The organism is Pseudomonas sp. D3-27 (assembly GCF_051132165.1).
In the GTDB taxonomy this organism is placed as follows: domain Bacteria; phylum Pseudomonadota; class Gammaproteobacteria; order Pseudomonadales; family Pseudomonadaceae; genus Aquipseudomonas.
The window spans coordinates 4,200,844-4,214,632 of record NZ_CP071667.1; the positions used below are offsets into that span (position 1 = coordinate 4,200,844).

Annotated in this window: 14 protein-coding genes and 3 pseudogenes; 11 read left to right on the top strand and 6 right to left on the bottom strand. The window is 58.8% G+C overall.

Annotated elements, in window-relative coordinates; all coding sequences use genetic code 11:
- Positions 1–21 precede the first annotated feature (21 nt).
- Positions 22–1,269 carry a ribonucleotide-diphosphate reductase subunit beta gene (locus J3P92_RS19050; RefSeq protein WP_024776511.1) on the top strand — a complete coding sequence of 416 codons (1,248 nt, stop codon included), beginning with the start codon at positions 22–24 and terminating at the stop codon, positions 1,267–1,269.
- A 63-nt stretch (positions 1,270–1,332) separates the two neighbouring features.
- Positions 1,333–1,778, top strand: a pseudogene (locus J3P92_RS19055) (BRO-N domain-containing protein); the annotation flags it as partial.
- Positions 1,779–2,106: 328 nt separating this feature from the next.
- Here J3P92_RS19055 and J3P92_RS19060 read toward each other — a convergent pair.
- A complete protein-coding gene (locus J3P92_RS19060; protein WP_434560241.1) occupies positions 2,107–2,352 on the bottom strand; it encodes a type II toxin-antitoxin system Phd/YefM family antitoxin in 246 nt (81 codons plus the stop codon).
- Between the two features lie 13 nt (positions 2,353–2,365).
- On the bottom strand, positions 2,366–2,791 hold the full coding sequence (locus J3P92_RS19065) for a helix-turn-helix transcriptional regulator (RefSeq protein WP_434560243.1): 426 nt from the start codon (positions 2,789–2,791) through the stop codon (positions 2,366–2,368).
- Positions 2,792–3,100: 309 nt separating this feature from the next.
- On the opposite strand from J3P92_RS19065, the gene J3P92_RS19070 reads away from it, so the two are divergent.
- From J3P92_RS19070 to J3P92_RS19080, 3 genes and pseudogenes are all read left to right on the top strand, one after another.
- Positions 3,101–4,084, top strand: a complete 984-nt coding sequence (locus tag J3P92_RS19070; RefSeq protein ID WP_434648682.1) for a hypothetical protein — start codon at positions 3,101–3,103, stop codon at positions 4,082–4,084.
- Positions 4,085–4,119: 35 nt separating this feature from the next.
- Positions 4,120–4,227 (top strand): annotated as a pseudogene (locus J3P92_RS19075) (AraC family transcriptional regulator); the annotation flags it as partial.
- Positions 4,228–4,309: 82 nt separating this feature from the next.
- Entirely contained in the window at positions 4,310–4,627 is a 318-nt protein-coding gene (locus J3P92_RS19080; protein WP_060740988.1) for a helix-turn-helix domain-containing protein, read from the top strand.
- Positions 4,628–4,644: 17 nt separating this feature from the next.
- On the opposite strand, the gene J3P92_RS19085 is transcribed toward J3P92_RS19080, so the two are convergent.
- Complete coding sequence (locus J3P92_RS19085) at positions 4,645–5,703, bottom strand: MBL fold metallo-hydrolase (protein WP_434648683.1); 1,059 nt, start codon at positions 5,701–5,703, stop codon at positions 4,645–4,647.
- 184 nt (positions 5,704–5,887) lie between these two features.
- Here J3P92_RS19085 and J3P92_RS19090 point away from each other — a divergent pair, with 184 nt between their 5' ends.
- Positions 5,888–6,496 (top strand): TetR/AcrR family transcriptional regulator, encoded by a 609-nt coding sequence (locus J3P92_RS19090; protein WP_434648685.1) that lies wholly within the window; start codon positions 5,888–5,890, stop codon positions 6,494–6,496.
- A 3-nt stretch (positions 6,497–6,499) separates the two neighbouring features.
- Here J3P92_RS19090 and J3P92_RS19095 read toward each other — a convergent pair whose 3' ends face one another.
- Positions 6,500–7,447: a LysR family transcriptional regulator gene (locus J3P92_RS19095; RefSeq protein ID WP_434648687.1), complete on the bottom strand. Its 948-nt coding sequence runs from the start codon at positions 7,445–7,447 to the stop codon at positions 6,500–6,502.
- Positions 7,448–7,461: 14 nt separating this feature from the next.
- On the opposite strand from J3P92_RS19095, the gene J3P92_RS19100 reads away from it, so the two are divergent.
- The 5 genes from J3P92_RS19100 to J3P92_RS19120 all read left to right on the top strand — a co-directional run bounded on the left by J3P92_RS19100 (position 7,462) and on the right by J3P92_RS19120 (position 11,842).
- The gene (locus J3P92_RS19100; protein ID WP_434648689.1) at positions 7,462–8,172 is read left to right on the top strand and encodes a CTP synthase C-terminal region-related (seleno)protein; all 711 of its coding nucleotides are present in this window, start codon (positions 7,462–7,464) and stop codon (positions 8,170–8,172) included.
- On the top strand, positions 8,169–8,483 hold the full coding sequence (locus J3P92_RS19105; RefSeq protein WP_434648691.1) for an antibiotic biosynthesis monooxygenase family protein: 315 nt from the start codon (positions 8,169–8,171) through the stop codon (positions 8,481–8,483). The genes J3P92_RS19100 and J3P92_RS19105 overlap by 4 nt, the downstream gene beginning before the upstream one ends.
- Before the next feature lie 604 nt (positions 8,484–9,087).
- Complete coding sequence (locus J3P92_RS19110; RefSeq protein WP_434648693.1) at positions 9,088–10,215, top strand: glycerophosphodiester phosphodiesterase; 1,128 nt, start codon at positions 9,088–9,090, stop codon at positions 10,213–10,215.
- A 119-nt stretch (positions 10,216–10,334) separates the two neighbouring features.
- On the top strand, positions 10,335–10,640 hold the full coding sequence (locus tag J3P92_RS19115) for a PepSY domain-containing protein (RefSeq protein WP_434648695.1): 306 nt from the start codon (positions 10,335–10,337) through the stop codon (positions 10,638–10,640).
- A gap of 179 nt (positions 10,641–10,819) precedes the next feature.
- Positions 10,820–11,842, top strand: coding sequence for a transporter (locus J3P92_RS19120; RefSeq protein WP_420765180.1), 1,023 nt, complete (start codon positions 10,820–10,822; stop codon positions 11,840–11,842).
- 168 nt (positions 11,843–12,010) lie between these two features.
- Here J3P92_RS19120 and J3P92_RS19125 read toward each other — a convergent pair whose 3' ends face one another.
- Both J3P92_RS19125 and J3P92_RS19130 read right to left on the bottom strand, forming a co-directional pair.
- Positions 12,011–12,778 (bottom strand): methyl-accepting chemotaxis protein, encoded by a 768-nt coding sequence (locus tag J3P92_RS19125; protein WP_420765413.1) that lies wholly within the window; start codon positions 12,776–12,778, stop codon positions 12,011–12,013.
- A gap of 165 nt (positions 12,779–12,943) precedes the next feature.
- A pseudogene (locus tag J3P92_RS19130) lies at positions 12,944–13,696 on the bottom strand (methyl-accepting chemotaxis protein); the annotation flags it as partial.
- Between the last annotated feature and the right edge of the window lie 93 nt (positions 13,697–13,789).

Sequence of the window (13,789 nt, forward strand, 5' to 3'; positions counted from 1 at the left end):
TCACGCAGGAGACGACACGTCATGCTGAGCTGGGACGAATTCGACAAAGAAGACGGCGAAGTTGCCGTAAAAGGCGCCAACGCCGGCCACGCTTCTGAAGCCAACATGGACCGCCTCGACAGCGCCGGCGGTGCCGCCGCCCTCGAAGCCCGCGCCGTGACGGCCAGCGACTCGGCCGCGATCATTCGCGCCAAGGCGGCCCTCGACAAACTCGACGTCGCCGAAGGCCTCGCCGAACTCGAAGGTGCCTCCGCCCGTGTCGCCGTCGATGAAAAGCGCATGATCAACTGCCGCGCCGACCTCAACCAGCTCGTGCCATTCAAATACGACTGGGCCTGGCAGAAGTACCTGGACGGCTGCGCAAACCACTGGATGCCGCAAGAAGTCAACATGACCGCCGACATCGCCCTCTGGAAAAACCCGGAAGGCCTGACCGACGACGAACGCCGCATCGTAATGCGCAACCTGGGCTTCTTCTCTACCGCCGACTCCCTGGTTGCCAACAACCTGGTCCTGGCCGTGTACCGCCTGATCACCAACCCGGAATGCCGCCAGTACATCCTGCGCCAGGCGTTCGAAGAGGCGATCCACACCCACGCCTACCAGTACTGCATCGAATCGCTGGCCATGGATGAAGGCGAAATCTTCAACATGTACCACGAGATCCCATCGGTCGCGAAGAAAGCCGCCTGGGGCCTGAAATACACCCGTTCGATCTCCGATCCGAAGTTCGAAACCGGCACCCCGGAAACCGACAAAGAGCTGCTGCGCAACCTGATCGCCTACTACTGCGTTCTGGAAGGCATCTTCTTCTATTGCGGCTTCACCCAGATCCTGTCCATGGGCCGCCGCAACAAAATGACCGGCGTCGCCGAGCAGTTCCAGTACATCCTGCGCGACGAATCCATGCACCTGAACTTCGGCATCGACGTGATCAACCAGATCAAAATCGAAAACCCACACCTGTGGGACGCCGAGATGAAGGAAGAAGCGACCCAGATGATCCTGCAAGGGACCCAACTGGAAATCGAATACGCCCGCGACACCATGCCTCGCGGCGTGCTGGGCATGAACGCGGCGATGATGGAGGACTACCTCAAGTTCATCGCTAACCGTCGTCTGTCGCAGATTGGCTTGAAAGAAGAATACCCAGGGACGACTAACCCGTTCCCTTGGATGAGCGAGATCATGGACTTGAAGAAAGAGAAGAACTTCTTTGAGACGCGGGTGATTGAGTATCAGACGGGTGGGGCTTTGAGCTGGGATTGATTCGAAAGGAAAATCCTAGGCTGCATGCGTCACTGAAAACCCCGTGAAAGCGGGGTTTTTTACATTCAAAACCAGGCTTGGTTCAGCGCCTCCGATTTGGGGCGCTTGATGAGCAAGCACCTCGATGAGCGCATGACCCGAAAGCTTGATCCTGTCCAGCGCCGGATCATGCTCGTGCATGTCCACGGCTTGACCGAAGAGCATCTGATGCTGAGCGAGTCGGGCGTCTAGCGTTACTGGTTTATCACTACTGCCCTGAGTATCGGTTGCTGCGTGAGTGGGTCACGCATCAGGTGGTGCCAACCCTGCGGGATGAACGCTACTCCCATAAGGTGGAACGGCCTAAATTGAGCGTGTTGGATTGGCCGAGGATGTCGCTCTGCATGCTGCACTGGCAGGATGAGCCATGGATTCGCTTGCGGGATATGCCGGCGGTGCTGGTGGATGATCCGTTTAGTCAGCATGAGTCTTGGTGGCGAAAAGCTTCTCGGTTTTTGCGAGGGTTTTGAGTATTCAATCATTAGCTGCCGTCCGTGTTCGGGCGGCGGTTTTTTTGTTGGGAATATTGAATTGGGGCTGCTGCGCAGCCCAGCGGGAGCAAGCTCCCTCGCCACGGGTGTAGGCTCTGAGAGCTTCAGCGTCTGTTGATAGAAAAGAATTGATGGGGATATGTAATGACGAAAAAGATAAGAAGTGAGGCCTTCGAGTCGATTCACAGCTCGGCCGAAGCGCTGCTGAAAATCGGCGCTATCAACGAGGTCACCATGCGAGAGTTCGACGAGGCGTGCATGGCTGAGGTATCTGCTGAAATCTCAGATCAAGAGGATTTACCTACAGTCAGAGCCGGCACTCAAAACCCTTGAGGATGTCCTCAGGGGTGCGGTCGAAATCCGCCGGCATCCGAATCTGCCCCTTTAACCGCCCAGGCTTGCGCGCCTGCGGTGTATCGACATGAGGCAGCAGATCCAGATAAGGCTTGCCGGCCTTGGTGATCACCACTCTGTCGCCCTGCCATGCACGCGCACCCAGTTGTAAGAGCTGGGACCTCGCTTCGTGCAGGGTTACTTGAACCTGTTCGCTCATACACCGTCTTCGCTCATTCGCCTGGGCCATTCTCGCCACCCTTTACCTTTTTAGTGGCTCTGAGAGTAGCAACTCTACCGGGCTGCTCTGTGGACTTTCGTTTAGGGTTGGCGCCGCGAGCGGGCGCTTTGGGGTCCGGTTTTTGCGGTCGGGGTGGCGGCGTGTAAAGAGGTACAGCAGCCATCAACCCCAAGCGCAGTCCAAACTTTCTCAGGATCGCGTCGAGGGTGCTGATGCTCGGATTACCCTTGTCCTTTTCGATCTGGTAGAGAGCCTTTGTCGACATCTTGCACATAACTGCGAAGGTCTCTTGGTCGAGACCAGTAACCTCAAGTCTCAGCCGGCGAATAGAGGTTCCCAGGGTTTGGGTCCCTGTCACATGTTGCATGACGATGTCGTCAATGATCGCCCTGCGTCGTTCACCCGTGTTCTCTTTCATCGCAATTCTATTTGTTGTTTCGGCAATATAATGCCGGTTATCCGGAAGGTCAGGCCATAACCGGTATTATGATACCGATTACGTCAATCTGGGACCGGAAAAGGGGCCGCTTCGCAGCCCAGCGGGAGCAAGCTCCCTCGCCACGGGTTGATGTCAGGACACAGGTGGGTAGCAAGTTTGATGGTCGGGTTGGTTTTGGGAATCGCGAGCAAGCTCTCCCACAGGAGCTTTGTGATGGGTTGAAACTTTGGGTGCAGCCCGCCACGTCCTTCGGTATTAATACACTTCCTCTCACGGACCCGAGCCCCGATGAAATTCGACACCGCCTATTGCCTCAGCCTCGATGCCAAGCTTTCGATCTATGACGTTCGGGACCTGAATTTCGACGAGACCATGGCCTTCGACTCGGCCAAGGAGCGCTTTCAGTGCCCCAACGATGCCTGTCGGGCGGCGTTTGATGAGGGGAATCGGCTGACGACGTTCAATGCCAAGAACGTCAATTACATCCGCACGCCGCATTTCAAGAATCAGCCGACGACCCAGCATATCGAAGGCTGCCCTTATGTCAGTCCGAAAACGCCAGGGCTTGATGCGCAAAGCGTTGAAGCAGATGACGACCGCGAGGAGCATTTTCCGTCGGAGTTGTTACTGACTCGGCGTCAGTACGTGCGCAAGCCGTCCGCCCCGTCTGACAACGTTGAAGCGAATCGGCCTACGCTCTCATCCGTATCTTCCCACGGTGGTAACGCTCATTCCGCGCAGGATTCAACACCGGACAAAACCAGTGTCTTCGCCCACCCGGTGGAATGTTTCGTTTCGAATTTCGATAACAAGGACCTGCTCAAGCGCATGCCGTTGAAGATTGGCGAGCACACGGCGCCCTACGGATCGTTCTTCAAGAAGATCGAGTATTTGCAGGACAATAAGGGCTTGATTTACTGGGGCAAGATCAAGGAGATAAAGGATTACACCCTGAGCTTTCGCATCGACTTCGAAGCAAAGGTCTGGTTCAAGCAGCCGGACGAGGCGAAGAAAAAACCTTACTCGGTCAACGCTTACCTGAGCAAGAAGCTGATCGATAACTACCGCAAGCGCAAGGCGTTCCTGGCAGAGATCAAGCACGCCATCGACAGTGATGCGCCGTTGTATTGCTTCTTTTATGGCGTCACGCCGGAGTTGAAGCAGGTGCCGAGCAAGAAGAACCCCGAAGAAACGTTCGGGGTGTTCAGTGCCAATATCGAGAACCTGGATCACTTCATTATTCGGGAAGCGCCGGGGTTGGCTGAAGACTGATCCGGCTGAAGGCCCGTACGAGCCTGCGTAAACCCATTGCCCTGGACCTGGGCTATGACAGCCCAGCGGCGTTTTCCACCATGTTTCGCCGGACGCTCGGCCATGCTCCGAGCACCTGGCTGGAGATGACCGCCGGTCATTGATCAAAAAAATGAGATTGATCGGGACTCAAAACAACTGTACAAAAACACAGTATTTTCGAATCCCATAGCTTTGGAGCACCCCATGGCCTCTCTCGCAATCAAAACCACCCTGGAACGCATCGCTGTCTATCAATTCACCCCCGCCCACAGTGCGCAGGCCCGAGCCATGCTGGGCTGGAGTGTCGAGGAGCTGTCCCGGCAATCCGGTGTATCGGTCCAGGCTATCCGCCGCTTCGAGGCTGGTGGCGAGTTGCTCGATGTGACCCGCTTGGCCTTGGCCTTTCGCCTGGAGGCCGAGGGCCTGGTGTTCTTCCCCGGCTTCGCACCGGGGCGCGGCATGAACATCAAGGGTGCGACGCCGGACCCGATGGGGCGGCCTGATTACGCGATGATCGAATAACACCGTTTGTGCAAGTGCTAGGCGATACCCGCTTGGTCCTGGTACGCCGAGGGTTCCACATCCAGCCACCAGGCACGGCCACGTTGCGGTTGCGTCAGGGTGAAGGCTTCGCCCATTTGCGGCGTGGTGATACAAACGTTGCGTTCCGCAGCCAGGGCCAGGATGCGATTGAAAGGCTCATACCAGGCATGCATCGCCAGGTCGAATGTGCCGTTGTGGATTGGCAGTAGCCAACGACCCTTGAGATCGATATGGGCCTGCAAGGTCTGCTCCGGCTGCATATGGACATGGGGCCAATCCACGTTATAGGCGCCGGTTTCCATCAGCGTCAGGTCAAAGGGGCCGTATTGCTCGCCGATGCGCTTGAAACCTTCGAAGTAACCGGTGTCGCCGCTGAAGAAGATTCGCGTGTCGCCATCGATCATTACCCATGAGGCCCACAAGGTGCTGTTGCTGTCGAACAGGCCTCGACCGGAAAAATGTTGGGAAGGCGTGGCGATGAAATTGATACCGTCCACCTCGGTGCCCTGCCACCAATCCAACTGGCGCACCTTGCCGGCGTCGACGCCCCATTTGACCAGAGTGTCGCCCACGCCCAGGGGCGCCAGGAAGTGACGGGTCTTGGCCGCCAGCTTGAGAATGGCTTGATGGTCGAGGTGGTCGTAATGATCGTGGGACAGGATCACCGCTTCGATCGGCGGCAATTCTTCCAGGCTGATGGGTGGTTGATGAAAACGCTTCGGGCCGGCCCATTGCACGGGTGAAGCACGCTCGGAGAACACCGGGTCGGTCAGCCAGAACTTGTCCCGCAGCTTGAGCAGCACCGTGGAATGACCGAGGCGGAAGGCGCTGTGGTTCGGCGCGGCCAGCAGCGCGGCTCGACTCAACGGTTGTACATCGATGGCGCCCGCAGGACGGGTGGAGCGGGGCTTGTGGAAAATCATGTTCCAGATGATGCGCAGGGTCGTGCCAAATCCTTCACGCGGCGTGAAGGCATGGTTGCGATATTTGCCCTGGTCTTGCCGCGAGGACTCATGGGCAGGAGGATGGTTGGTCGAACAAGAGGGATGGGTCATGGTGCGATAACTCCAAGGGCGTCCGCACGTATGCGCTTCGCCGTTGCGGGACGCTGAATGGCCGTTGCATGTACGCTCAGCCGCCTTATTCAAAACTACACCACTCGGTGTAGTTTCCAGATTGCATGAATCGAAAGAGCAAGTAAACTACCGAGTGTAATTTTCCTTTGCCGACGAACTGCCCATGACCGCACCGCAGCGCCTTACCGAGCGAAAACGCGAAGCCATTCTCCAGGCCGCGATTGCTGAATTCCGCAACAGCGGTTTCGAAATCACCAGCATGGACAAGATCGCGGCGACGGCAGGCGTGTCGAAGCGCACGGTGTACAACCACTTCCCAAGCAAGGAAGAACTGTTTGCCGAAATCCTGAATCGGTTATGGAACAGCATCACCGCAGAAGAGGACATGCCCTACAGCCCGCAAACGCCGCTACGGGAGCAGCTTCAAACGTTGCTGCAAGCCAAACTGCAATTGCTGGCGAACGAGAATTTTCTCGACCTGGCGCGCATCGCCATCGCCGCAACCATTCATTCCCCGGAGCGAGCCCAGGACATGGTGTCGCGCATGGGGCAGCGCGAGGAAGGCCTGACTGCCTGGATTCGCCAAGCCCAGGCCGATGGCCGCTTGAAACCCGTGGAGCCGGCATTTGCCGCCCAACAGATGCACGGGTTGCTCAAGACGTTTGCGTTCTGGCCACAGGTGTCGATGGGGCAACCGAGCCTGACCCAGGAGGAACAAACCCACGTGATCGAATCGGCCCTCGACATGTTCCTGAATCGGTACCAAGCCTGAACCTCAGCCCCACCGCAAATTGCGCCCCAATTCATCGAACAAGGTCACCACCGAGCGTAGGGCCCGGCAGTCCGGTCGGGTCAGGAGCCACAAAGCCGTGTCATAGCCCTTCAACGGTTCGCCAAGTGGGATCAGTCCTTTATCTTCATTGATCAGAAAGTCAGGCAGTGCCGCAATCCCCAGACCTGCCCTCACCAGTTCGGTGACCGACAGCATGCTGTTGCAGCGATAGGCAGGCACTACGCCGGGTAGATGCTGGCGACGCCAGGCCACCGTGGGGTGGTCGGGGAGGAAATCGTCCGGTGCGATCCAGGTCATGGCGGCCAGGTCATCCGCATACGCCGCGCGAAGATACGTAGCGCCGGCGCATACCCGGTAAGCCACATGGCCCAGGTTGCGACCGACCAGGTGTTCCGGCGGTGTACGGGTCAGTCGCAACGCAATGTCGGCATCGCGGCGGCTGAGGTTGGCGAAGTCGTTCGAAGTGCTCAACTCAAGACTCAACGCCGGATAAGCGGGCATGAAACGCGCCAGCGCCGGCAGCAACAACGTTTGCAGGACTGAGTCGCTGCAGGTCAGGCGTACCGTCCCGCTAATCACCTCACCGCCCTGCTCCACGCCCACTCGCGCCGCCTCCAACGCCTGCTCGGCGCGCTCGGCTTGTTCGGCCAACGCCTGGGCCAGGCTCGTGGGCAAATATCCAGAGCGGCTTTTTTCAAACAAGGGCAGGCCCAAGGCCGCCTCCAGCCGACGTACCGAACGAAACACCGTGGACACGTCCACCTGCAGGAGGCGAGCGGCCCGGGACAGCGAGCCGCCACGGACCAGCGCGAGGATCAGGGATAGATCGGGGTAGTCAAGACGATAGTGCGCCGCTGCATTGATCACTTGGGTGAACGCCAATATTGATTGCGTGAACGCCAATCTATAGTGGCCACCAGGAATCAACAAGCGGCGAGGCTCCCATGGATAAACAACGTCCTTTAAACATCGCCCTGATCGGCGATCACGACCCTCAAATCACCGCTCACCGGGCGATCCCCCTCGCACTCGAGCTCGCGGGCAAGCAAACCAGCCTTGAAATCCGCTTCCAATGGCTGGGAACGTCGCACATCACCAACACCGCCGTGCTGGAGGATTTCGACGGTGTCTGGTGCGTGCCCGGCAGCCCGTACCAACATGAAGAAGGGGCCTTACGGGCCATTCGTTTTGCCCGCGAACAGCATCGGCCTTTCCTCGGCACCTGCGGCGGTTTTCAACATGCGGTGCTGGACTACGCCCGCAACGTGATGGGCTGGGCCGACGCCGTCCACGGCGAAACTTCTCCCGAAGCTGAACGGGCACTGTTGACGCCGCTGAGCTGTGCGCTGGTGGAAACCATCGACAGCCTTCAACTCGATGCGGAGTCGTTGATTGCCAAGGCTTACGGCCGCCGGACGGTATCGGAGGGCTACCATTGCCGTTTCGGCGTCAACCCGGATTTGGAAAAGGATTTGTTGAATCAGCGGCTGCACGCCGTTGCCCGGGCTTCGGACGGCGGCCTGCGAGCGGTTGAACTTCAAGGCCATCCGTTTTTTGTCGCGACGCTGTTCCAGCCTGAACGCGCAGCATTGGAAGGCCGCGTGCCGCCGCTGGTAAGCGCGTTTGTCGAAGCCTGCGCGGAGCAAACGCCATGAGCGCCCATTATTACGCCGTGATTTTCACTTCCCTGCGTACCGCCGGAGACCAAGGCTACGCCGAAGCCGCCGAGCACATGTTGAACCTTGTCCAGGAGCAACCCGGATTTCTCGGCATCGAATCAGCCCGTGGCGACGAAGGCCTGGGAATTACCGTGTCCTATTGGCGCGATGAAGCTGCAATCCTGGCGTGGAAGCAGCATCCCGAACACAGCGCGATCCGTGAGCGAGGCCGCGCCACCTGGTATGCCCATTGCCAGACGAGGGTGTGCAAAGTCGAACGGGACTATGCCTTCCAACGCCAGACTTGATATCGGCCACAAAACCAGTGTGGGCGAGCTTGCTCGCGATGGCGGCGTGCCGGTCACGATGATGCTGGCTGGTCCACCGCTATCGCGAGCAGGCTCGCTCCCACACTATTCCCCGGGGGTGCACGCAGTCATTGGCCAGTACCAATTCCTAGTGGGAGCGAGCTTGCTCGCGATGGCGGCGTGCCGGTCACGATGATGCTGGCTGATCCACCGCTATCGCGAGCAGGCTCGCTCCCACACCATTCCCCGGGGTGCACGCAGTCATTGGTCAGTACCAATTCCTTGTGGGAGCGAGCTTGCTCGCGATGGCGGCGTGCCGGTCACGATGATGCTGGCTGGTCCACCGCTATCGCGAGCAAGCTCGCTCCCACACTATTCCCCGGTGGTCACACCTTCGTTGTTGAGCACCAATTCCTTGTGGGAGCGAGCCTGCTCGCGATGGCGGTGTGTCAGTCACGATGATGCTGGCTGATCGACCGCTATTGTGAGCTAGTGGCGTGGGAAAAATCTGCTTTACGCAGATCAATGTCGGTATGGCGATAGCGTCCGCAGCGTTCAGTTGTTAAAAGAGAGGTTTACAGAAACCTGCGAAAGGATCTCGAGCATGCCCCTCACCTTTACTCGTAGCGCCCTGATGTTGAGCCTGTTGCTCGGACTCGGTCCGACACATGCCGCCGAGGCGCCGCAACCCAAAGCCCTGGCGAACCGTCAGGGCATTCCACATCCAGCGGTCATCGCCCATCGCGGCGCATCGTTCGACGCACCGGAATCCACCGCCGCCGCCTACAAGTTGGCCCGCGACCTGGGTGCCGACTACCTTGAGCTCGACCTGCAACGCAGCAAGGACGGCGTTCTGTTCGTCTTGCACGACGACAGCCTGCTGCGCACCACCGATGTCGCGACCAAGTTTCCAGAACGCAAGGACAGCACCGCCAACGCCTTCACCATGGCCGAACTCAAGACGCTGGACGCCGGCAGCTGGTTCAACGCGGCCTACCCGGACCGTGCGCGGCCTTCCTTCGTTGGCTTGAAAATCCTTACGCTGGACGAAGTCATCAACATCGCCGAGGGCAACCCTCAGCAAAAGCCAGGGCTGTACATCGAGACGAAGGAGCCCAAGCTGTTTCCCGGCATCGAGCGCGACCTGAAGGATAAATTGCAGGACCGAGGCTGGCTGAGCCCATCCGGCTCCAAGCTGGCCAAGCGCGCCCTCGGCGTGGGCCAGGGCAAAGGCAAAGTGGTCTTGCAGACCTTCGAGAAAAGCAGCCTGGAACTGCTGCACAAGGAAATGCCGAAGGTTCCGAAAATCCTGCTGCTGTGGGTGGGCGAAGGCAACATCGAGCCTAAATCCAAAGTGACGTTCGGCGAGTCCGGTGAAACCGACAAAGCCGTGTACTACGCCAAGCAAGAGCCCAAGGACAAGGCCGAGTTCGAGCAATGGGTCCAGTACGCCAAGACCCACGGCGCCATCGGCACCGGCCCTTCGGCGGCGTTGACCCATGGCGGGAGCCAGAGCTATGCGGACCTGGTGAAACCGTGGATGAACCAGTACACCCACGACCAGGGTTTGCTGGTACATGTCTACACCGTGGATGAGCCGGTGGACTTCAAGAAAGTGATGGATGCCGGCGTGGATGGCATTTTCACCAATCGGGCCAGTGAGTTGCTCAAGTACTTCAAGCGTCCCGAAACAGGAACCGTGGCGCAACTACTGAAGAAGAACGGTTACTGAGCGAGTGCAGGATCAGGGTATTTAACAAAGTTTTTCGAATTAAGGATGAATTAAGTTGCCAGAGATAATCTGAACCCACTTAAACGACTCACCCTTTGACGACACCAAGGAAATACAACATGAAAACTTTGACTGCCCTGTTCACCGCTACTGCCCTGACCCTCACCGCTGGCCTTGCCCAGGCTGATGTTCGCGTCGACCAGATTCCTCAATTGGTAAAGGAAGGCAAGATCAAATCCCTGGAATCGATGAATGCCGAAGCCCTGAAGTTGCACCCGGGCGCGACCATCACCGATACCGATTTGGATAATCACTTCAACGGCTACGAATATGAAGTGGAACTGCGCGACGCCAAAGGTCAAGAATGGGATGTAGACTTTGACGCCACCACTGGTAAAGTTCTGAGCAACAAGCAAGATAATTAATCAGTCGCGAAAAGAGCCGCCCAACTTTCAAGTTGCGCGGCTTTTTCACGTACGTATGTAAAGCTGTGCCAGGCCGGGACGCCACAGCCCAACCGTCACAAAACCTTCAAAAATCCCTGCAATGATGCCGCTCAAGTGAACCTGTCGCCGCGACGGGCACTCCCCGCCAGCGAGCCTCAATGAACCACAGCATCGACCAAAGCCATCGCGACCCGGATCTGTTCGGCCTGCTCTACGGATTCAGCTTCCGCCCCGGCGAGCGCGGGCGAGAGATCGGTTCGGCCCAGGCCCTGCAAAGCCTGCAGCAACCCCAGGATCCTGATGAATTCCTCTGGTTGCACTTGAACCTCGCCCACGCCGCGTGCGAGCGCTGGATGAAAAATCACCTGGCCTTGCCCCAAGAGTTCTTCGAAGCCTTGCACGAAGGCTCGCGCTCGACCCGCATCGAGCACGTGGATTCGGCCTTGCTCGCGGTCGTGAACGACGTCGTATTCAACCTCAGCAACATGGTGTCTTCGGATGTGTCCACGTTATGGGTTTGCGTGAGCAGTCGGCTGATCGTCAGCGCACGGTTGCAGCCCTTGCACTCGGTCGACAAGCTGCGCTCATCGGTCAAGGCCGGGGAAAGCTTTCGCTCGCCACTGGAATTGCTCGTGCATTTGCTGCGCGACCAGGGCGAGGTACTGACCCAGATCGTGCGCAAGACCAGCCTCAGCGTCGACCAGATCGAGGACCAGTTGCTGTCTTCGCGGGTCTCGACCAACCGCGCCGAACTGGGCAGCCAACGCCGGGTGCTGGTGCGCCTGCAACGCCTGTTGGCGCTGGAACCGGGGTCGTTGCTGCGGCTGCTCAATCGCCCGCCGCAATGGTTGCAGAAAGAAGACGTCAAGGAGCTGCGCAAATCCACCGAGGAGTTCGCCCTGATCATCAACGACCTCACCGCGTTGGGCGAGCGGATCAAGCTGTTGCAGGAAGAAATCGCCGCCAACCTCAACGAACAAAGCAACCGCACACTGTTCACCCTGACGGTGGTCACGGTGCTGGCACTGCCGATCAACATCATCGCCGGTTTCTTCGGCATGAATGTCGGTGGCGTGCCGCTGGCGAGCGACCCCGAGGGTTTCTGGATCCTGGTGGCGCTGGTCGCCACCTTCACACTGTTCGCCGGCCGCTGGGCGTTTCGCAAGCGGCGCGATTATTGAACTGGTTCACTTCAAGTTTGCATGGAACCTTGTGGCGAGGGAGCTTGCTCCCGCTCGGCTGCGCAGCAGCCGTAACAGCGGTCACACCGCGGTGGATGGCTTTAGGGCTGCTATGCAGCCCAGCGGGAGCAAGCTCCCTCGCCACAGGTGGTGATTCACCGCAAGTGATCAGGCACTCAGCCGCGCCGTCACTTCGTTCAGTTGGCCCGACAACCCTTGCAAATCCCGACTGGCCGCTTCGGTACGCTGGACGTTATCCAGGTTGGTGCTGGCGATACAGGTGATTTCAGTCAGGTTGCGCGAGATGTCCTCAGCCACGGAGGTCTGCTCTTCGGCCGCCGTGGCAATCTGGCGGTTCATGTCGCGAATCGCTTCGACGGCCTGGGTAATGCGTTCGAGCATTTCGCCGGCCTGGGTCACTTGCTCGACACTTTCCTCGCTGCGCGACTGCCCGCTTTCAATGGCCTGGGCCGCGTCCACCGCACCGGTTTGTACCGTCTGGATGATCTGGTTGATCTCGATGATGGACGCCGCCGTACGCTGGGCCAGGCTGCGCACCTCATCGGCCACCACCGCAAAACCGCGCCCGGCTTCACCGGCCCGGGCCGCTTCGATGGCGGCGTTGAGGGCCAGCAGGTTGGTCTGTTCGGCGATCCCGCGAATCACTTCCAGCACCTTGCCGATGCGCCCGCTGTCGGTTTCCAGGCGACGGATCACCGTGGCGGTGTTCGCAATCTCGCCGCGCATCTGGGTGATGGTGTGGATGGTGCCGTGCATGACCTTCTCGCCCAACTGTGCCGAGTGATCGGCATCATCGGCCGCCCGCGCCGCGTCGGCGGCATGGCGGGCGACTTCCTGGGCGGTAGCGGACATTTCATTCATCGCGGTCGCCACTTGATCGGTGCGTTCGAATTGCTCGCTGGTGCCCTGGCTCATCAGGCTGGCGATGGCGTTGAGCTCGCCGCTGGCGCTGTCCAGCTCCGTGGCGCTGCGTTGCAGGCGGTTGAAGGTTTCAGCGAGGAAGTCACGCAGCGTATTTGCCGCGAGGGCCAGGTCGCCCAGTTCATCTTGACGCGTGCTCGACACACGCTCGGCGAAACGCCCACGGCTCAGTTGAGTCACGTATTCGATGAGGTTACGGATTGGCTGCACCAGGTTGCGGTTGACCAGCCAGAGACTCAGCATGCCGACCAGCAAAGCCGAGACCAGCATGATCACGGTGCCCAGCAGGATCGTGCGATCAGCACCGGCACTGATCAGCGCCGATTGCTCATTGCCCAATTTATGCAGCTCCACCACCAACTCGCTCATCTGGTCACTGGCGGCACGGTCGAAGCCCTTGACCGCCGCATCCCCCGCCGCGGCGTCTGCGCCAGAGGCGACAAACGCATCACGGCCTTTTTGATAGGCGGCGCCCAGTTGTGCGTGCTCGCTTTGCAGACGTTCGATGCGTGTCCTGATCGGTGCCGGAACACCGTCATGCTTGATCAACTCACCCAAAAGGTTCTGGACATCGCGCTGGCGATCGTCGAACTCCTTCCAGTATTTTTCCAACTCTGCCGGCTGCTTGCCGCGCAACAGAACGTTTTTCCACTCCTGGACCTGCACCTTGAATTGCAGGTTGGCCTCGTCGATCAACTGCGAGGCGCGCAAAGGGCCATCGATGAGGTTTCGATAATTGTGGATGCCATCGGAAAGAAAGTGAAAGGACGCCAGGGCGATCAACAGCATCGCCAGCAGGCTGCCGCTCAGGAGAGCCAGAATCTGGGCTCTCAGGGATTTTTGTACAAACATGGAATCGATCTCTTCGAATAAAAGGACGTCCATGTCCTGGGGCTGCTCTCGCAACTGCATGTGCAGAATTCCTAGACGAGATCGGCTTGAATGCCTTGTTCTTGAGCCTCGCCGACCACCGGTAGCAAGCTTGCTTTCGCTGGCTGGACATGA